Source organism: Endozoicomonas montiporae CL-33, assembly GCF_001583435.1.
Classification (GTDB): domain Bacteria; phylum Pseudomonadota; class Gammaproteobacteria; order Pseudomonadales; family Endozoicomonadaceae; genus Endozoicomonas_A; species Endozoicomonas_A montiporae.
The window spans coordinates 2,926,833-2,947,242 of the sequence record NZ_CP013251.1; the positions used below are offsets into that span (position 1 = coordinate 2,926,833).

General features: G+C 48.0%; 18 protein-coding genes. 8 read left to right on the forward strand and 10 right to left on the reverse strand.

The window, feature by feature from the left end; all coding sequences use genetic code 11:
- Window positions 1-42: 42 nt before the first annotated feature.
- Window positions 43-765: a DUF599 domain-containing protein gene (locus EZMO1_RS13515; RefSeq protein ID WP_051789289.1), complete on the reverse strand. Its 723-nt coding sequence runs from the start codon at window positions 763-765 to the stop codon at window positions 43-45.
- A 277-nt stretch (window positions 766-1,042) separates the two neighbouring features.
- Between EZMO1_RS13515 and EZMO1_RS13520 the strand changes: the two genes are divergently transcribed.
- The 3 genes from EZMO1_RS13520 (at window position 1,043) to EZMO1_RS13530 (ending at window position 4,666) form a co-directional block, all read left to right on the forward strand.
- Window positions 1,043-1,441, forward strand: coding sequence for a hypothetical protein (locus tag EZMO1_RS13520; RefSeq protein ID WP_034872846.1), 399 nt, complete (start codon window positions 1,043-1,045; stop codon window positions 1,439-1,441).
- 117 nt (window positions 1,442-1,558) lie between these two features.
- The gene (locus tag EZMO1_RS13525; RefSeq protein ID WP_034872845.1) at window positions 1,559-2,350 is read left to right on the forward strand and encodes a class II glutamine amidotransferase; all 792 of its coding nucleotides are present in this window, start codon (window positions 1,559-1,561) and stop codon (window positions 2,348-2,350) included.
- Window positions 2,351-2,905: 555 nt separating this feature from the next.
- Entirely contained in the window at window positions 2,906-4,666 is a 1,761-nt protein-coding gene (locus tag EZMO1_RS13530; protein ID WP_145912598.1) for a hypothetical protein, read from the forward strand.
- A 113-nt stretch (window positions 4,667-4,779) separates the two neighbouring features.
- Here the strand turns inward: EZMO1_RS13530 and nfuA are convergent, their stop codons facing one another.
- The 4 genes from nfuA to EZMO1_RS13550 form a co-directional block, all read right to left on the reverse strand.
- Window positions 4,780-5,361 (reverse strand): Fe-S biogenesis protein NfuA, encoded by a 582-nt coding sequence (gene nfuA, locus EZMO1_RS13535; protein WP_034872843.1) that lies wholly within the window; start codon window positions 5,359-5,361, stop codon window positions 4,780-4,782.
- Window positions 5,362-5,398: 37 nt separating this feature from the next.
- Window positions 5,399-6,667, reverse strand: coding sequence for an L-2-hydroxyglutarate oxidase (gene lhgO, locus EZMO1_RS13540; protein WP_201772133.1), 1,269 nt, complete (start codon window positions 6,665-6,667; stop codon window positions 5,399-5,401).
- A gap of 81 nt (window positions 6,668-6,748) precedes the next feature.
- Window positions 6,749-7,690 carry a glutarate dioxygenase GlaH gene (gene glaH / locus EZMO1_RS13545; protein ID WP_051789288.1) on the reverse strand — a complete coding sequence of 314 codons (942 nt, stop codon included), beginning with the start codon at window positions 7,688-7,690 and terminating at the stop codon, window positions 6,749-6,751.
- A 119-nt stretch (window positions 7,691-7,809) separates the two neighbouring features.
- Window positions 7,810-8,427, reverse strand: coding sequence for a TetR/AcrR family transcriptional regulator (locus EZMO1_RS13550; RefSeq protein WP_051789287.1), 618 nt, complete (start codon window positions 8,425-8,427; stop codon window positions 7,810-7,812).
- Window positions 8,428-8,496: 69 nt separating this feature from the next.
- Here EZMO1_RS13550 and EZMO1_RS13555 point away from each other — a divergent pair, with 69 nt between their 5' ends.
- Complete coding sequence (locus EZMO1_RS13555) at window positions 8,497-9,144, forward strand: TetR/AcrR family transcriptional regulator (protein WP_160174003.1); 648 nt, start codon at window positions 8,497-8,499, stop codon at window positions 9,142-9,144.
- A 40-nt stretch (window positions 9,145-9,184) separates the two neighbouring features.
- Here the strand turns inward: EZMO1_RS13555 and EZMO1_RS28165 are convergent.
- The 4 genes from EZMO1_RS28165 to EZMO1_RS13580 form a co-directional block, all read right to left on the reverse strand.
- Window positions 9,185-9,942 (reverse strand): IS1 family transposase gene (locus EZMO1_RS28165; RefSeq protein WP_420809906.1). Its coding sequence is split into 2 segments (ribosomal slippage): window positions 9,185-9,675 and window positions 9,675-9,942, totalling 759 coding nucleotides; the frame shifts between segments, so codons are not numbered across the junction.
- 39 nt (window positions 9,943-9,981) lie between these two features.
- Window positions 9,982-11,355 (reverse strand): DUF1329 domain-containing protein, encoded by a 1,374-nt coding sequence (locus EZMO1_RS13570; RefSeq protein ID WP_051789286.1) that lies wholly within the window; start codon window positions 11,353-11,355, stop codon window positions 9,982-9,984.
- A gap of 34 nt (window positions 11,356-11,389) precedes the next feature.
- Window positions 11,390-12,424 carry a Rieske 2Fe-2S domain-containing protein gene (locus tag EZMO1_RS13575; RefSeq protein ID WP_034872840.1) on the reverse strand — a complete coding sequence of 345 codons (1,035 nt, stop codon included), beginning with the start codon at window positions 12,422-12,424 and terminating at the stop codon, window positions 11,390-11,392.
- Window positions 12,425-12,453: 29 nt separating this feature from the next.
- Complete coding sequence (locus EZMO1_RS13580; RefSeq protein ID WP_034872838.1) at window positions 12,454-13,716, reverse strand: cytochrome P450; 1,263 nt, start codon at window positions 13,714-13,716, stop codon at window positions 12,454-12,456.
- A gap of 280 nt (window positions 13,717-13,996) precedes the next feature.
- On the opposite strand from EZMO1_RS13580, the gene EZMO1_RS13585 reads away from it, so the two are divergent.
- From EZMO1_RS13585 to EZMO1_RS13600, 4 genes are all read left to right on the forward strand, one after another.
- Window positions 13,997-14,875, forward strand: a complete 879-nt coding sequence (locus EZMO1_RS13585) for an SDR family NAD(P)-dependent oxidoreductase (RefSeq protein WP_034872836.1) — start codon at window positions 13,997-13,999, stop codon at window positions 14,873-14,875.
- Between the two features lie 85 nt (window positions 14,876-14,960).
- Entirely contained in the window at window positions 14,961-15,725 is a 765-nt protein-coding gene (locus EZMO1_RS13590; protein WP_034872834.1) for an acetoacetate decarboxylase family protein, read from the forward strand.
- Window positions 15,726-15,898: 173 nt separating this feature from the next.
- Window positions 15,899-17,791 (forward strand): pyruvate kinase, encoded by a 1,893-nt coding sequence (locus EZMO1_RS13595; protein ID WP_051789285.1) that lies wholly within the window; start codon window positions 15,899-15,901, stop codon window positions 17,789-17,791.
- 167 nt (window positions 17,792-17,958) lie between these two features.
- Window positions 17,959-19,167: a multidrug effflux MFS transporter gene (locus tag EZMO1_RS13600; protein WP_034872832.1), complete on the forward strand. Its 1,209-nt coding sequence runs from the start codon at window positions 17,959-17,961 to the stop codon at window positions 19,165-19,167.
- A 14-nt stretch (window positions 19,168-19,181) separates the two neighbouring features.
- Here EZMO1_RS13600 and EZMO1_RS13605 read toward each other — a convergent pair whose 3' ends face one another.
- Window positions 19,182-20,294, reverse strand: a complete 1,113-nt coding sequence (locus EZMO1_RS13605; RefSeq protein ID WP_034872830.1) for a hypothetical protein — start codon at window positions 20,292-20,294, stop codon at window positions 19,182-19,184.
- Window positions 20,295-20,410: the final 116 nt, after the last annotated feature.

Here is a 20,410-nt window from a genome sequence, read left to right on the forward strand (position 1 = left end):
AAATTTCTTTATTTTTCTGTCGGACGAAGCACCGACAAGTGTCTAAAAATGCGTCTCACGCTCGCTGACCGCCAGCGCATCCAGCACTTTTGAGTGAAACTCACGCCTGTACAGAATAAAGACAACCAGTGCCGCCGCGCCCATGAACAGACCGGGGTGAATAAACCACGCCAGCGTTGCCATGGCAAAATAATAAGCTCGCAAGCCATAGTTAAAATGGTTAGCTGCCAGAGTCATAATGTGTGCTGAACGAGTAGCAAACACCGCCTGCCGGGTTTTATGACCATTGATATCCTGACACAGGGGGGCACTGCCAAAAAGAACACAGCTAAAGTTATAAAGCCGCAGGCTCCAGGTAAATTCGAAGAAGGTGTATACAAAGATCACCAGCATCACCAATACCTTCAGCTCCCAGAGTTCACGAGTATTGGTAGTCACAAAAGGAATGGTGGACAGCACACCCACCGCTTCTTCCGAAGCAGCGATACCCGTCACCAGACCGGCAATAATCAGAATACTGGTAGAGGCAAAGAAACTGACACTGGCCCTGAGGCTCTGCAACAGACTGGCATCGGCGATGCGATTGTCTCGCCCCAGCAGCCGGTACATCCAGTCGCGTCGGTACAATGCCAGAACACTGGCCAGACAGGGCGTTTCCTTGCCTTTGTAGTAGGCGAAAGTAGTGTAACCAACCCAGAGAACCACCAGCGCCAGCAAAGCGATCCAGTCCAACTGGGTACCAACCGATCCGAGTCCTTCTAACATTACTGTTCGCTCTTGTTATCCATTATGTATCTGCGACTGTAAGCCATGTTCCGCTTCGGTCATCGTCAGGTAAGCACCGATGACAAGCGTTGATACCTGACATATCATAGCAGCTTGGTAAAATGGCTTTTATTCGCCACATACTCTTTATATCGTCACGACCCTGATGATCTGATGAATATAGACAACGACCGTATCATTTGTAGAAAAAACACAGATTTGTTATTTTCACCGGAATGCGTTCATCAGCTCATTGTTTCATTCAACTGGAGAATGAATGACAAGTTCGCAGATTTTGGCCGGCTGGGGTGTTTACCTTGCCGGTGTATTGGCTTGCACCATCGCCCTGTGGGTCATCACAGGTTCCATTAACCCCCGGGTTCGCAGACTCATGCGAGTGGGGCTTGTCGCACTACTGGTCACCCCCTGGTGGCACAGTGCCGATGTTAACCTGTTACAGCCCGCGTTATGGGTGATGATTTACGACGGGCTATCATCCGGCTTTCCGGAAATGGCAAGGGCCGGGCTGCCTTTGGTGGTTGTGACGGCAGTCAGTGCCCTTATTGCAGCTTCAATGCCAGTGTCTGATAAAGCAGGCAAAAAAAAGCCGGCTTCGACCCGGAAAGAGAAACCGTCCGGTCATCAGCCTGACAACCGTCAGGAACCCACACTTTAAGCCAAGAATACAGACGCATCAGCAGTACTCACCCTCTGGTGATGCGTTCAGTGACAGGGAAGTTTTCACTCGCCAATTTTGATAATAAACACAACGAACACTGACCGAGATTCAACTATGTGTGAACTGCTGGGCATGAGTGCCAACACCCCTACCGACATCTGCTTCAGCTTTACCGGCCTGATGCAAAGGGGCGGGCGTACCGGTCCGCACCGGGATGGCTGGGGCATTGCTTTTTATGAAGGTGCCGGTGTCCGGGAGTTTCGTGACCCTTACCCCAGCTGTGACTCCGAAATTGCCAATCTGGTACGCAACTATCCCATCAAGAGCGATATTGTTATCAGTCATATCCGGCAGGCTAATGCCGGCAGGGTCAGCCTGGAAAACACGCACCCCTTTACCCGGGAGCTGTGGGGTAAGAACTGGACCTTTGCCCACAACGGCCAGTTAAAAGGCATTAAGAAATATAAGCTCTCTCACTACCTTCCAGTAGGTACCACTGACAGCGAGCATGCTTTCTGCTGGCTGATGGGTACCATTCGTGAACGCTTTCCCAAACCGCCCAAACGAGCGAGCACCCTGCAACGGTTTATTCATCAGCAGTGCCATGAACTACGCAAACTTGGGGTATTCAATATGTTATTGACCGACTCCAAATACCTGTACTGTTATTGCACCACCAAACTAAGCTGGATAACCCGCAAAGCACCCTTTGATCAGGCCTGTCTGAAAGATGCCGAACTAACCGTTGATTTTGACCAGCTGACGACAAAGACCGATATTGTCACGGTGATCGCCACAGAACCACTGACCACCAATGAAGACTGGAACCGGATGCAGGAAGGTGAAATGACTGTTTTCAGGCTGGGTGAAAAGGTCTATTGCCATTGCGAATCTCTTCCTTCTTGATTAATAAGCTTTCTGAACAATCAGGCTCCACTTTTTAAAAAGCAGAGTCTGATTCATTTTATTATCCACTTAATACGCAATTTTAATAAAACTAATGTACCAAAAAGTACATTGCTTCAGGTTTTATTTTCATCACAGTTTCGATGTGTATTATGTTCACTCTTACATTAAAACAACTGCATGCCAGACACAAAAAGCTCTTCTGTAGCAAGGGATTAAGGCAAAGTAATAAAATGTAAAGACATTAGAAGAATAAAACTCAGAAGCAATTACAAATTATTGAGATTGAGCATTCCAGTGAATGCATGCCCCTTTATACATAGACATACATAGACGAATGCAATCAAATTAAGAAAAAAACAAAAATACAGACTACTTTAATACAAACCAGCAAGGGGCGAAAACAATCACAGGGATTGCAGTAGTCAGGAACTTCTGCTGTTTATCAGCTTGCAACCATGTCTGGAATAACAGAGACACATTGCATGAATCATGATGCGTTTGATCGTTAGCATATAGTCTGGCTATCTTTCGCAATAGATTGAAAAATCTCATATGACAAAGATCTTACTAAATGCTGTCTCTAAAAATAAACACTCAAAAGCAGTGAAAACAATACTTAGGATATTAGAAGGTTTTATAACCATGAGAGTGGCACAATCGATTACCAGCCTGGCTCTGAGTTTATCAGCAGTACTCACTTACGCTTCAGGCCCAGCTGAAGTCTCTTCAGTTACAGAAAGCAATGGCAAACCGGCCTATGTACAGATTACAGGTGCCGTGTTAGCAGAAACTTTGTCAGGCATATTTCAAAATAGGAAGTATGAAAATATGCACCACTTCAGGCTTCCCAGTGACCTGACCATGGGCATAGATATTTCCTACGGCGAAAACACTGACAATAAAGAATGGCCTCAGGCAACCTTTTACAGATTTTCCATGTTTTCAGTTGACGCCGTAAAAAAATATACAGACTTTCTCCGATCCGGGTCCGATGACAGAGAGAAATCTTCTGAAGGTCATTGCAATGCGGATAGCTGCAATACCGAGTCAGAGCAGGCCAATCAAAATGCTTTGATTCCGATGGGCGGCGACCAACAACGCAATGAGTTGATGAGTTTATCACAGGGTAAAGATGTCCTATCTGATTTGTCTGAATATTTTGAGAAAGACCGCTCCTCGGGATTTGGCGAATCAATATTGTCTGAAATGGATGACTCTGAAAAAAAACCTTTTGCGGATGGCGTCAATTTTAGTATTAATAACCCACTGGCAGGGCTTGGTCTGACCCAGCTCGCGGAGCTGATTAAGCAGTTACAGGAACAGAACCCAGAACAAGGAGAACTGGTTCTTTACGTAGCTCACATTCCACAGGTGAATCAGGCTCTCAAAAACAAAAAGATAGTCACTAGAGTGAAGTATCAGGTTTGTTCACAGGACCCATACAACAAAGGCACACTATACGGGTGCACCCGTCTTTTTAACCGAAATCAGAATAAGCCGGGCTTAATGCTGTTGAGTGCAGCTCACAAAGAAAGTCTACGCAAAATGCTAAAGGATACTGAAAGAGCCGGTTTTGTCAGCTTTTTATCTGATCAAATAGGTTATGATCCAAAGACAACAAGCTTTGAGGTCTATGACATCTTCGCTTACATCGCGAACGAAGTAAAAGGCATTATGGATACGCATGGCTTTACGATGGACGAACGATTCATTGACGACAGTATCTACATATCAACTTATACAGAGAGCAACGGGCAAATCATAAAGGATAAAAGCGGTAACCCACAATCCTTTACTTCAACACTGACCAATAAAAAGACCAAAAGTAAAATATTCATGACAGTGAGTACACAGGGTGGAAATTTTGCAAAAACAACATTCCATGCTGAAAACTTTGAACATGAACAGATTGCACTAACACCAAGATCTGTATTAAAACAGGAAGCCCTGAAAGCAGGCTACATAGATGCTCAAGCTATGTATGGCACAGTTAAAAACCTTGCTCAACTGTTCGGTAAAAACAACAATCTATTGCAAACTATTGCAGGCCTTAAGCTTGAAATTGAGAAAATGAAAATGCTGACGTCCAAAGGAATAAGGGGTGGTGTGTGTAAGAATGTCAATATTGACTGGGAAGAAAAAACAATCAGGGGATATTGCTACCCTAATAATAACTGGTATCCCAAAAACCTCGAAATGAGCTTCAAACAATGTAACCTCCTCAAAGGTGGTGTTGAAATAAACTTTACAAAAGACAGGCATGGCCACACAAACGGTTTCAAACTGGTATGCGAACATCACCTAACTGAATGAGCATTTTTAGCTTCATACTATAAAGAATAATCTATTTATTATGAGCGCAACTCCACGATAACGAAAAAAGAGGGCTGGTTTTATGCCAGTCCTCTGAAATTGTTGTTAGCTGATCACTTAAAATAAGCATTATCCGTGACAGTATGATCCGTCACGTCACGCACACCCTTCAGCTCCGGAATGCGCTCAACCAGTGTTTTTTCCACGCCGTCTTTCAGGGTCAGATCTACCGCACTGCAGCCCTGACAACCACCGCCAAATTGCAGAACCGCAACACCGTCATCAATTTCCACCAGTGACACCATACCACCGTGGGCAGCCAGACCCGGGTTGATTTCAGTCTGCAGGAAATAGTTGATCTTCTGATCCAGCGGGCTGTCTTCATTGACTTTTGGCAGCTTGGCATTAGGTGCCTTGATGGTCAGCTGACCGCCCAGCTTGTCTTCGGAAAAGTCCACTTCAGCGTCTTCCAGGAAAGGTTCGCTGACCCCTTCCACATAACAGTTGAAATAGTCCAGCTCCATCATCAGGTCGCCTTCCTTCTCCTCACCGGGCTTACAGTAAGCCAGACAGGTCTCGGCATACGGTGTTCCCGGCTGGGTCACAAACAGGCGAACGCCAATGCCTTCAACGTTCTGCCGTTTCAGCAGACCTGCCAGATATTTCTGCGCGGCTTCTGTAAATGTAATCTTCAATTCAAATACCTCATTCGGTCAATGGGCACATTCTATGCTAATGAACCCCTTCAGGAAATGTTTGTTTCTTCAGATGACCCGTTCGTTGACTGCCAGCCTCTGGCAAGCGGTGACTGACCTGCTGACAGATATACTCGCCAATGGGAATCGCTGACGTCGCCGCAGGTGAAGGCGCATTGCAGACGTGCAAACTTCTTGGGCTTTCGGCAAACAGAAAATCATGCACCATTGAACCGTCCTTCATCACCGCCTGGGCGCGAATGCCTGCCGGATAAGGTGTCAAATCATCAAGCTGCAACTGCGGGCAGTATTTCTGTACCCGCCGCAGATAGCCACGCTTCCAGATCGAATCAAGGGTTTCACTGAGCCCGGTCTTCAGATTGTTTCGGGTGGCCCGCCAGAATCCGGCAAAGCTCACCATCTCCCTGATATCACTCAGGCTCATATTTATACGACTGTACCCTTCCCGCTTCCAACCCTGTACGGCATTCGGCCCGACGGTGACAGAGCCGTCGATCATTCGGGTCAGGTGTACGCCGAGGAAAGGCAAATCCGGATCAGGAATGGGATAAATCAGATGATTCACAATGTTATTGTGCTGCGGAGCCAGCTGATAGTACTCACCGCGGTAGGGAATAATCTGGAAATCCGTTTTGATCCCCAGCATTCGGGTGGTCCGGTCTGCCATCAGGCCCGTGCAGCACACCAGATAGCCCGCCTGTAGCCATTGCTGTTCAGAACCATTGTCTACGTTCAGGCGAATACCCTGTGGTCTTTCCTCCATAGAAACCACTCTGGAACGCAATCGAACCTCACCACCCAGCTCTTCAAAACAGCGTGCCATGGCCCTCGTGACCCGACTGTAATCAACGATACCCGTGGTTTTAACATAAATCGCTCCGCATCCGACGATATTCGGCTCGCGTTGTTTCAGGGCAGCCGCATCGAGCCACTCCACCTCAATGCCGTTTTCCAGACAACGTGCATAAAGAGCTTCCATCCGATGAAACTCCAGCTCATTCGTTGCCACCAGCAACTTGCCGCATTGGTCGTATGGAATACCCTGTTGGTCACAGAAGTCCATGGTCGCCTTGACGCCCGCTTTGCAGAAGCGGGCTTTCAGGCTGCCCGGAGCATAATAGACACCAGCATGAATGACACCGCTGTTATGCCCGGTCTGATGCTGCGCCAGTTCAGACTCTTTTTCCAGCAGCAAGACTGATTTAGCAGGGTAACGCTGTTTCAGCTGCCACGCTGTGGAGACTCCGACAATACCACCGCCTAATACAATAAAGTCGTACATCATTGTTTTGACTGCCCTGTGATCCGGATGAAGTACTATTTATAAAAGTAACTATTTATAAAAGTAACTATTTATAAAAAATGACTATTTATAAAAATGTCCGCGCTGACGCAGCAATTCGCGGTACAAGCCGGGATCAGCCATAAAACGATCTCTGCCGTGTAGCCAGATATGGTTCTGAATCACCAGCATCGAACCGGGAGGCAGAGTGACTGCAAAACAGTTCGGGTCTTTTTCCAGAGACTCTCCCATTGCATACAGATACATCCCCTGATCCATATTCTGCGGATCCGCAAACTGATCGATGAACAGCATCATGGGTCTGCCATTCGCGTCTTTTTCAAAAAACACCGGATGGCTGACTTTATAATCAATGTTTTTGCTCGGTGGTGAGGCCCACTCAATGGACTCACTGGCCAGCGGATGCTGGTAGAACTGCTCCAGCTCTTCCCAGTCGTCCATATGCAACAACAGCGATTCGCCTCCCTGCACATTGCGTTCCGCCAGTTTCATCATCAGCACAAAGTCTGTCCGCTCGTCCACGTAGGTACCGTCATTGTGCAACTCCATACGACGGTGTGCCTGCCTGAGATAACTGTCACTGTCGTCTTTGTTTTCCACCGCGAAGCACGCGTAATACTTACCGTACATGGCATCAAAATTGGGCACACCGATCAGGTGAGACACCGCAGTGGACAGTTTAATATGAAATTCGGTGTCATCCTTTGCCTCATCACTGTCGTATTGTAACAGAAACGCACCGGTTTCCCGGTTTGACAAAATACCGTTCAGCTTTGAACTCAAAGACCGGTTGCACACCCTGTCGAGCTGATCAGCAATGGCAAAACGTAAAAAGGGTTTGTATTCCACTGCCTGCAGATTCCACTGTTCTGTCGCCTGTTTAAAGGCGTCAATGGTTTCTTTCTGCAGGGTAATCACCTGCAGGCGGTGGTTATCAGGATACGGATGAAGAGTGTAACCCAAAGGTTCAATGGCGGTTTGCACAAGTGGTGTGACGGCAACCATAGAAGTTTCCCTGTTATTCATTGTTCTGGGAGAACAGGTCAGTCAACACAAGTACTCTAGGGCACAATAAAGAAGACACCTGTTTTCTATTTTCTATCGTTATGGACCCACTGCACATGCTATGCAGTGGAGGACACTGTAAAACTGGTGACCAGATATTTCAACACCTGTTGCAGCCTCTGCTGCACCGGGTATTCGGGCTCGTTAAGCCAGCAAAATGTCAGGCCCGCAACAGCCCCGGTGGTCGTTGCAGCGCAAAATTCCGGCGTTAGTCCCGTCTTGAGCTGTCCGGCATAATGTCGGTAAAAGCTGACCAGTTGGGACGTCAAAAAGGATTGCAGCTCTGGTCGGTCATGGTCGTCCATCTGAAAACTGCTGACCAGATAGATAATAAGTTCCCGATGCAACCTGCCCGACTGAAGAAACCATTGCAACAGAGGTTGATAAAAGTCATGCAGCTGTTGGGACAGCGAACGACTATCATCACGTACCTTTATCTGGATACTGTCTGCCAGTGGAGACAACAGCCGGTCAAAACACAGCCTGATCAGAAGGTCGTGCCTGGAGCGGTAATACTTATAAAATGTCATTCGGGAAATATCTGCCTGTGTACAGATAGTTTCGACGGTGACGGCCAGAACGCCCTGCTGCTCAATCAGGATAACGGCCCCTTTCAGGATGCTGTCATCGACAAACTGTTTCTTGCGCTCCCTGCGACTTAGGACCGGATAAGACAAACGAATCAATACCTGTTAAGTTACTGGCTGGCCTTCATAATAATGAAAACCCGGGTATAGGTGGAACCTTTGACTGTACAAGCCATCACTTTAAGAGAAAAACGTAAGCAGGCGATACGTCAAAAGATTCATACACAGGCCTGCTTGATTATTCAGGATACCGGTCTGAACAACCTGACCATCGACAGAGTGTGTCAGGCCACCGGCATCACAAAAAAGACGTTTTATAATTATTTCCCTTCGCGTCATACACTACTTCTCAGCTTGTGTCAGAGCCTGCTACTGGATCAGAACCTGTCTCTGGTTCGACACGTCTGCCAACAGACGACCACCCTTGAGCAACGTCTGCAACACTTTTTTCTCCGGTTTAAAGAACGGTTCAGTCACCGTGGCACTCTGGAGAAAGAGCTGATTCGTTTTCTGTTAACCAATTTTATCGATCATCGCGATGAAGGCACCGACATCCACCAGCAGATGCTCGCCACCTATGCCGAGCTGTTTCACAGCGATCATCACGAGCTGGCACCCGGTCTCGACAGCCAGCTCTGTGCCGAGATCACAGTGGGTATGCTAAACACCATTACACTGGACTGGCTGAGCGATGAACATTGCCCGATAGAGCACCGCCTGGACGATCTCTACCAGTTTATCAACAGTTCCATGATCAGTCGTTCATCGGTCAATAACCCCGGGCTTACCGAACCCCCAATTTCCTAAGAGTCGATGGCGAAAAATACGAGGTAGTGGGCCAGAACTGTTATATCGCGTGAATATTGACCCCAAACTCAACTTTATTAATCAATAATCCAATAACAATATCGTGCATCTTTTCGAGCTTTGAAAAACAAATTGTCTTTCTGGCCAACCGTTTAATCCAAGTCCGAAAATTAAGGTTTTTACGCTCTATCTTCTGAGTGTTTGCTTTACCAATAATATGCATGTTTTCATCAAGGTGTCGCTCATAGGCTCCCCAATCATCGGTGTAAAATTTATTAATACCAAATGGCTTCAGAAGTGTTTTGAGTTCTTTAAAAACTTCATCTTTCCGTTTTCCGAAAACATAAGCAAGCACGGTATTTGTAGCGTGATCAACAGCATACCAAAGCCAGCGTTGGTTCGATTTATCATGAACATACGACCACTGCTCATCTAGCTCAGCCTCTTGGCAGACAAGCCCTACATGAATAATTGCATCTGACTTGAGATCAATAGTTTGAATATTTGGGTTGACCTTTACCAGACCGCTTTCTTTTTTTTAAGAGTCTTTATTACTGTTGTCTTGCTTATTCCGAGTACTTTACTTGTATCCCTGATTCCGCTGCCATTTATTGCCATATCGATGATTTTTTCTTTAACGCCAGGCTCACAGGCCTTGTAGCGATATTCAAGCATGAAGGTTTTGATTTCACATTTGTCATTACAGCAATAGTATCGTGGAACATCATGAGTGCTGTATCCGAAAGGCCGAACTTGGTTACTGCCACATGTTGTACAGAGGACTTGCGTAAGGCACATTTTTAAACCGCATTTTTCAAAGTTGCCGAATGTCGTATTTTAGCAGACAGGGCTAGAATCACAGAACTGTGCCACTACCAAATACGACAGACTCTTTGGCTTCTGGTTATACTTCCTCGGCTTATTAAAATTAGTTACCCCGTCAGCAAAGTATTCTCTGGTGACCAGATCAAGGTAGATCGACGTCCTTGAATAGATTCCACCGACATCATATTGGTTAATCGAATTCAGCATTGTCGTACGCCACAATTTGTTGCGGTTGTCGTATTGATCGACCAGTACCGGCAGCCAGCTGTCTTCGTCCAAAAACAGTTCTCTGGTTTTATAAATATTACGAACGCCTTTTTTCAACTCTGCCCTGAGTACCCAGACCCGATGCAGCTCATAACGCATAAATTCAGGATTAGGGTGTCCGGCAGGCAATAGCGTTTTGGCATTGGCATCATTATTTTCAAAACGGTAGGCATTATAGGGAATCAGCATCTCCTTCTTGCCAACCAGAGTCCAGTTATAACGATCCGGTGCGCCATTAAAACCATAAGATTCGTCAGTGGTTCGCCAGTTTCCTAATCCCTGAGGAGAGTCGTAAGCAATCGTGGGCGCACGCCTTACACGACGAACTCCCGGTGAATAGTTCCATGCCGCCCGAGGCTGCTCTTTCGGGTTAATAAACTCATGCACAACATAACTTTTGCCTTTATCCCGGTTGGGCGCATGGGTCTCAATCAAAGTACCCAGCCTGGGCATTTTCTGATCCTGAAATTCTTCGATGGTCAGATTCGGATCGAAATAAGGCGCATAACGCAAGGTAGTGGTTTCACCGACCTGATGGCTGCCGTTGCGATAAACCAGAACCTGACGTTCTGTGACTAATGATGAAAGAAGCCCTCTGGACAAAGTGGCATTCCAGACGGCCTCGCTGCCATTTTCAGGGATGGGAAAAGGTGCTCCACCAAAGGTACTGGTAACACCACTTCCGCCGTCCACCAGCTCGGCACGCACCGCATTCTTGCGGGTTTCATCCAGCATAAAATCCGGGTAACTGCCATCCCTGTGGGAAGGGTAGACATGCATCTTGAAGGTTCTGGGATAAATTTTGAACAGTTTCTGAATGCCCGGTGTCAGCAGCTCAAGGTACTGTTTATAGTTTGCCGCGGTAATTGTATACAGTGGTTTTTCATCTTTATAAGGGTCAACGTATCTGCCACCGGGACGATAATCACCAGGCGGTTCAAAATCCGGGTTCCAGGCCGGAATAGTACCCTCCGCATTACCCGCACGCTCTGCACCAAATGGTGTTAAGTCACTATCCAGCTTTGATGCTTCTTCCAAACTGACTCTGGCGGATGCCGACACCGAAATCAGTGTCAATCCGGCAATAGCAGCGACCAGCAAAGATTTTGTTATTTTCATTAGTATCTCTGTGCGCCTTACATGGTATTGGTCGTCAGTCAGTGGCAATCAGCTCTTTTTCCTTGCGAACTTCCGCTTTCGCTTCAGGCTGGAATTCCGCATAGAACTGCTGGAACCATCGACGATACTGACCAATAGGTCCATCACCATCACACAGGATGGGACGATCCAGATACTTTTTATGCACCCAGATTGGAATATCCTGCTCCAGCTGATGCACGACTTCATCTCTGAAGCCACGAGCATAGACGTTCTGAGCCTCACTCTGCCCAACAGGCAGGGTAAAGTTGAAGCGTAACTGCAGGTTCTGGTCGTCTATTGGGGTGATCGTTGCCATCATGACAATATCAAATAACCGTGAGAATCGTTGGTAGGTCTGTCCGGGCCCAATGGAGTATGACTCCAGCTTGGCCGTTTCAAAACCACCCTTGCCATGTTCAACACTGCCGTCTTGCTGGACTTTATTGGCCTCGGAATCAAACATGGTACAACGACGATGGCCTTCCAGAGTGACTACACCATCGGGCACCGTTGGACGACCATGAACAGTGACAAAGTGCGCCAGATCAGCGGCGTTTTCACCGGTTTCCTGAATAATGGTCGGAATGGTCCACTCGTAGGTATCCATATCAGTCCAGCCTTCAGCCCCGATCTCGGGGATTACCTCGACCTCAAACAACGGTGCGGCATCATAGGGGTGGTACCAGGCCCAGATCATTTCGTTGCGCTCAACCACTTCGTAGTGGCGAATGCATTGCTTGTCTTTGACTTTTGGCGGTGTCCGTTTGGCATAAGGTACATCGGTACACATGCCATTACCGTCAAACTTCCAGGCATGGAAAGGACAGCTGACACTTTCGCCCTTAACAATACCTCCATGACCCAGATGGGCACCGAGATGGGGGCAGTAGGCATCCAACATCGAAGCTTTGCCGGATTCTGTACGAAACAGCACCAGTTCCCGACCAAAATAACTGAGGGGCTTTACTTCACCTTTTTCCAGCTTGTTCGAATACTCAACGGCGTACCAGCCATAAGGAATAGGCTTGTCGTAGCGACTCTTACTCATCACTGTATCCTCTGTTGTTCTGCTTCTGGTCAGCGATTGTTGTTGGTTTTCAGCATCAGCTTTTTAAAGGTGACAGCGTTATGGTCTTCCAGGCTGCGCTCCGGCTCACCGTCCAACTCAAGGTTCGGGAACTGCTTGAATAATTCAGTCATGGTCAGATACAGCTGACTTTTCGCCAGCGAGGCACCAATGCAGAAACGGGGGCCATAACCAAACAGCACGTCCGGATCGAATACCCTTTCAACATTGAACGTATCCGGGTCTTCGTAATAATCAGGGTCACGGTCTTTCAGGTGTGGCATTAGCAAAATCATCTGGCCTTTCTTCACCTGTTGCCCCAGTAACTCCATGTCTTCTGGTGCGTAACGGGCAAAGCCCATCTTGGATTTGCACGACCAACGCATGATTTCACTGAAGGCATTACGAAATGCTTTTAATGACGACAATGCCGTATCAATCTGGTCTTTATGCTTCAGCAGGCTGTAGGCAGTCCATTGTTGTCCGACCAGTGTCGTGTCTGCTCCCGCACCAATGAGTGCCAGAATCAGCGTGATAACATCCCATTCTTCGAAGTCTTCATGCTTCTTCTCTGCCTCAAGCAATACACTCAGGAAGTCATTTTCCAACGGTTGGTCACGACGCTCTGCCATGACCAGCTTGAGAATATCGATAGCCCGGCTACTGGCCTGACGTGCCGCTTCACGACGTTCGGGAGTCAGAGTCGGGTTCCATGCCTCGGTGAATTTCATAATCACCGGCTTCATTTCTTCCCAGTACTGTTCAGGCACACCGACCATCCGGGTGATGGATATAAACGGTATGTGCTGGGCAATCTCTTCAATGAAATCAAAGCTTTCGCGGTCTTTCAGATTGGCAATCAGCTTTTTGATATCCGGTTCAATCCGGCGCTGAATTTCATCCACAACATTGCGTGAGAAAGCGGGTGAAGCAATCTTACGGATAAGCCGGTGGTGTGTAGGGTCGGCCAGCAGACTGTGACCAATCATGGCCGTTTCAAAATTGCTCCATTCTTCTTTCGGCGGCACTTCAGGAGCGTACTGCCAGTCGTATAAATCAGACGACAGGTATTCCCGCTTCCAGCAGTCCATGATGTCGTCCATGCGGGTCATAATCCACGCTTGCCAGGGTGGAAACCATACCAGACGACCACGTTCTGCTAATGCCAGACACTGGGGCACCGGGTTAACGCTGTAATCCAGAGAATTCGGGCGAAATACCTGTTCAATAGGGGCATCTTTCAGTGAAGAAAGCACTTGAGCTTCCTGAGTCATGAATTGTCTCCTGCTGTTCTTATTGTTGAGCACCGACTGCAGTGCTGTGCAGGCTAATCAGGGTTGGCATCCTGCGTTTTTCTTCCTTAACTGTTCACAAATACTGTGACGGATTGCCATGTTTACACTTGCGTTGAAAAATATACATTGAGTATACCTTTACAATCAATGTCTTTTTTTGCTTAATGTCCACAGCGTTTTGAACAGACTTTTTCAAACCGCTGGCGACAACCAATAAAACAGACAATAAAGGTCGCAGAACTCAACCTGGAGTTAAGCAATGCAAGATTTTAATAATAAAGTTGCAGTCGTGACTGGCGGAGCCAGTGGCGTAGGTAAGGCCATTTCGAAATTGCTGGCATCACTGGGTGCCAAAGTGGTGGTATCCGATATTGAAGCTAAAGCACTGGATGCAGCTGTGGCCGGTATCGTTGAGAAAGGCGGTGAAGCCATTGCCTGTCAGGCAGACGTCACCAGTCCTGAGTCTATGCAGAATCTGGTTGACACTTCTGTAAAACAGTACGGCGAAATCCATCTGGTCTTTGCCAATGCAGGTGTCGGCACCGGTGAAGGCGGCCCAATGTGGGAATACAGCCTGAATGACTGGGAATGGGGTTTTAACGTCAACACCTGGGGGCTGATTCACTCAATCAACGCCTTTATCCCCTTGCTGGTTAAGCAAAATAAAGAAGCTCATTTTATTGTGACCGGTTCTGGTAATGGCGCTTTTGTTATGATGCCGAACACACCCATTTATACCGCCAGCAAAGCTGCGGTGCAGGCCATCACAGAAAACCTCCACTATCAGCTTCAGGGTGCGCAGTCTCCGGTTAAGGTTAACGCCCTGTTCCCCGGACCACACGTGGTTAACTCCGGTATTTTCAACTCAGAACGCAACCGTCCAGAAGATCTGCCGGTAGACCCCAAAAAACAGGACTCCGGCATTCATTCTGTGGAAGATATGCGCAACATTATGGCGCAGTACGGTCAGAAACTGGAAACCACCGAGCCTGAAGAAGTCGCTCAGCACGCCATTGATGGCATCAAGGCCGACAAGTTCTGGATCTGCCCGAGAACTGAAAAATCAACACTGGCCTTTAAAGCACGCGTTGAAAGTATTCTGACCGGTGAAACCCCAACACCACCAAACGTTCTCTGACGTTTAATTAATAACCGCAGACCTTACAGGCCAGATGTTACACCTCTGGCCTGATTTACAAATATATTAAAAAAGAGGATAAGCCATGAGCAACGTTCCTCAGAGTAACCCCGGTGAAATACTGAACTGGCCCATGCTGAAAATTCAGTACCAGACCACACCGGAAGCCATTGCCAAGCTGCTACCACCCGGCATTGATGCCGGTCAGTCCCCTACCGTTTATCTGACTGTTTACAACTTCCCTATCCTCAACGAGCCCGAGTACGGTGTCGTGGTCAGCGTAGCTGCCAACTGCGATGGTGTTGAAGGCGAGTACACGCTGCTGGTAGGTATTGATCAGGAAGCACCGGTGATTCGCTGCCAGGAACGCTGGGGGCAACCCAAGTATGTCGCACAGGTTGAGTATTACCGAATGATCGACAAGGTCGCCGCAAAAGCGACACACGCCGGATATACCTTTCTGGAATTCGAAGGCAAAATCACCGGACCGGACGACAATCTGGAAGGATTTGACACCAATGAATTCTGGACCAAGTATTCCCGCTCCTTTGATATGAGTGAAGGCAAATACGACCTTCCTCCCAGAGTGATCCGGGTGCACAGTCAATACGGTACGGCCTACAAGGAAAAGGTCGAAGGCACATTAACCCTGCGCGAAAGCCCGTGGGATCCCATTGCCACTCTGCTACCAGTGACATCCAAGCCCGAAGCCCATCTCTGGACGCCGATCTTTAAAGGCCGTCAGTATCTTGAACACAAACATCTGGACGGTGCAGCCTTCTGGCCTTACTCCGAAACGATCAGCGGTTCCCGCTGGCCGGGTGAAGGTGGCGGGCCGTTAAAGAGCTGAGTCAGACACGATAAATAATCCAGAACTTTTCTGACAATACTCCCCTTGTCCGGGCTGGCTTAACAACCTCCCGGACTATTGACCCAGCTCAGAACACTATTTAGCCGACTATGTTCAGATAGTGGCAGCCTCTTTTGTTAATTTGCCCGTCAACATCATCACAGCTAACGGCTATGCAAAGCATAACAACGACAATTGCGCATCATCTTGCCGAGATCATTGACGATATGAATCGCTGGCAGGACAGTCATCAACTGCAGATTGAACAGGTGGCCACAAGCAACCAGGCCAGTGCCCGTAATCTGGTTGATTATCTGGGCTTTCGTTCGCAGGATCGCACCCGCCTGCAAGCAGAACTCAGCGCTATCGGTCTCAGTTCACTTGGGCGCTCAGAAGCAGCCATACGGGCGCAGATTAACCGCATCAGCGACATCATTGAAGGGCTTCAGGGTGACCAGAAAGCCGTTGAACGGCTCAATACACGACCACCACAGGATAAAGGCAGCAATAAACTTCGCAGAAAAAGTGAAGAACTGTTTGGCCCTTGTTCGAATCAGCGCAACACACGCATCATGGTCACAATGCCGGGCAGTGCGGCATCCAGCCCTGAAATCATCAGCCAGTTTCTGCAATCCGGCATGAACGTAGCACGCATCAACTGCGCCCACGACAACCCGGATATCTGGCGCAGTATTGCCATGCATATCCGTCGCCTGAGCAAAGAACTGGATCAGCCCTGTAAAATCATGATGGACCTAGCGGGCCCCAAACCAAGAACCGGACCCATGCCTGCCGGTGCACAGGTCGTTAAAGTCCGACCACATAAAGACACCCGTGGCCGAAGCATAAAGCCTGCAAAAATTGTTTTTTACAGTCACGTGATGAATATTCCGCCTTCGTTTCCGGATGCGGTATCGATCCCGTTACTGTGTGATTCCTTCAACAACCTGCCTCCGATTAAAGGTGTTAAACTGTACGACACACGGGATAAAAGCAGAAAGCTTGACATCATTGAGCAGACGACAAACTACATCATTGCCATCTGCAACAACAGTGTTGTGTTTGAAACCGCTCAGATTGTCTACTTCAAATCAGCATCCAACCTGCTGCCCATCACCGTGGCTCCCCTTCCTGCCATGGAAAATTTTATTTACCTGCAGGAAGGCGATCCGCTGTTTCTGACCGGCGATAACCGAACCGCATCGCCAGCCACCTGCAATGATGCCGGTGACGTATTGGTGCCAGCCACCATTAGCTGCGCGGTCAAAGAAGTCATTGAAGCTGCACAGACCGGACATCAGATCAAAATGGATGATGGCAAGTTTACAGCGGTTGTTGAACAGACATTCCCGGACAAACTGAAGCTAAAAATCACCGAAGCTCCGCCACTGGGTGCCAAACTGAAAACCGAAAAGGGGCTGAACTTTCCTGACACGGAGCTGCCTGTCAACGGGCTCACCAGTAAAGACATCAACGATCTGGAGACCATTTCCGACATTGCCGATATTGTGGCGCTCAGCTTTGTAAACCGGGTCAATGATATTGAACAGCTGCAACAACAACTGCAAAAGCCCGGGCACAAGCATCTTGGTATTATTCTCAAAATCGAAACCCGCCGGGCTTTTGAGCACCTGCCCGAGCTGTTGCTGAGCGTTATGCAGTCCGAACATGTGGGCGTTATGATTGCCCGGGGAGACCTGGGCGTTGAAGTCGGCTGGCGCCATATGGCCGAGCTGCAGGAAGAAATTCTCTGGCTCTGTGCCGCCGCGCATATTCCTTCCATCTGGGCAACACAGGTGTTGGAAAAACTCGCCAAACAAGGTCGGCCTTCCAGAGCGGAAATCACCGACGCTGCCATGGCCCAGAGGGCAGAGTGTGTCATGCTCAACAAAGGGCCATACATTCACAAGGCGGTACGCATGCTGAACCGGATTATCCGCACTATGGACACTCAGCAATACAAAAAGAGCGCCAGACTGCCGAGACTCAAACTGTATACCCAGACACCGAGGGCTGGCCGCCCGACCCCGAGACCCGAACCGGAAGTCTCAGCCACAAATATGTGAAAACCACGCATTGATCTGAATCAAAAATCTCTGCATTCTGCGCAGCCGTTTTATCGCGAACCTTTTTTCTTCGCAGACGGCTGCTTCATGCGCCGAAGCCATACCGGAAACTGAACAGGCTTTTATTGCCTATAATCCATCGGCGTTATTCACCTGTAGAGACTTACATGCGTCAACTAAACCCTGAGAAACATACCACTGCCGTACTGGTCGTTCTGACCCTCTTTGCTGTTGTGGGTCCGGTGTCCATTGATATTTTCACACCGTCATTGCCCGCCATCACACAGTACTTCGACACCGACTATGCTACCGCTCAATGGAGTGTCGGCATCTTTATGCTGGGTTTCTCACTGTCCATGTTGATCGTTGGTCCGCTGAGTGACCGCTTTGGTCGCAAAAATACCCTACTCGGCGGCTACTCACTGTACCTTCTGGCCACCATTGCCACACTGACCACCAACAGCATTCACCTGTTTATCGCTGCCCGTTTTGCCCAGGCGATTTTCGGTTGTTTTGGTACTGCAGTAGCAAGAACCATTGCCCGTGACTACTACTCCGACAAGATGGAAGTGAAGATTCTGGCTTACATCAGCGCCTGTCTGACCATTGCGCCGATGGCGGCACCCATTGCCGGTGGTTACATTCAGCAATACGCAGGCTGGCAATACAGCTTTCTGGTCATGGCCGCCTTTGCCGTCATTGCCATGCTGGCGCTGACTCTGCTGCCGGAAAAAGCCGAGCGTAACCTGAATGCCACTAACGGCATGTTCAAAGGCTACTCTGCGGTTCTGACCGATCTGCGCTACATGCGTTTCTCGGTCGCAGCAGGTGTTGCCTTTGCCGGTGCCTTTGTGTTTGTTGCCGGTGCGCCGTTTGTACTGATTGAGCAACTGGGCATCAACCCGAAAGATTATGGTTTCATCTTCGCCTCTGCCATTGCCGCCTATCTGGTCAGTGCGACTATGGGGCCTAAGCTGACTGATCGTCTGAGCCGTGAGCAGGTCACACTGTTGTCCGGTTCTACCCTGATGATCGGTGCGCTGATCTCCATCGCCTCGGCCTGGTTCAGTGGCGGAGAATCCGTCATGGGTTATGTAGCTGGTATTGTTGTATACGAACTGGGTCTGGGTATCTTCAACCCGCTGTGTCAGGCGCGTGCCACCGAACATATGAAAACCCATATCGGCACCGCATCCGGCCTGATTTTCTTTATTGAAATGCTGATGGCGACCCTGATCAGTGGTGCGGTCGGTTTCTTGCCTGTAGCAGGCACCATGACTCTGGCTGCTGTTACTCTGGCGTCTGCAGCGTTTGCTTCCCTGTGCCTGATGGGCACTGGCAAGCCTGCCGAACAGCTGACGACCCAGGCAGCATAATGCAGGGTCGTTCATTAATTGATATAACTACAATCAGCAGCTGGTTGGTCTAGTTCACCAGCTCCCCACATCACTGGGATTTTCCAGATGAATGAAGAATCATACGGATTCACAGATAACAAGTATTGACGTAGTGATTCTTTGTAATAAGGGACTATTGATGTTGATAAAGGCGTCACCGTTTTGCTGGAAGAATCCCCACTAGCGTCCGAACTGGGTGATTCCGTTAAAAAATCCTCCGGCCTTCTTTTCAAATAAGTTAGATCTTTGCGTGTGAACCAAGACAGATGGCGATTCTTAAGGAGTTTAAGAACCTCTTTCTGGTAAACTATCCCAATTTGTTCAGGGGTGATGATCAGAAAAATCTCGTCGTCGTTTAGAGATAAAAGATTAAATTCCTCGTGAGCTATACCAGTAGGTTCAACATAAAATGCAGCCAAGAGAAAACCATCACCAAAATGGGCACCTGAATTCAATCGCGAAACCACTCTTTCAGCATTTAATTCTCCCAGAAATCCACTTAGAGGCAAACCTAGACCCATAGGATCGCTATTTAAATTAAGCAAATAGTTGGAGATTTGTCTTGGTCGAAAAATAACAGTGCCCGGATTGTATTGTCCCAATGCACCAGCAAGCCCTGACAGCAAAATTGAATGTAGATTTTTTATAATGGCTTGGGAAATCTCCGGTAATTGTACCAATGCTCCTCTATGACTTCTAGGTATACGGACACGGACCCCTCTCTCTTTCATTACTCCTGATTCTGTGTATATCGCTTCCACTTTCGGTTCATGAAGAACCAATGGATGCATTTTGAACTTTAAACTTGACGAATCATCCAAGCCGAAAATATGCCTGAATTGTTTCAATCTTTTATCATCAAGAGGAAAAAAAGTAAGCTGTCTTTGACCATTTAGTGTTTCAATAAAATCTACGTTCACACTGGCCTGTTCTGTAACAGGCACAGATATATAGTTTATTTTGACCACAGAACCGTCTGTTAAATGATGTTTGCCGACAACTGCATAATGAATACCCTTGTACGGGTCTATTATCAATGTCAGTGCATACACTTTTGATATAAACAAACACAAAATAACCATTAATAAATTATGCCTAGCTTTCATTTTTCCATTTTCCACAGACTTTTTGAAAAAGGATTTAAGAGTAGTTCATGTTCTGAATTTATACAGCCACTGCTCCAGCACCACAGGCGAAGGCATCATCATGCCCTGCCGGAGCA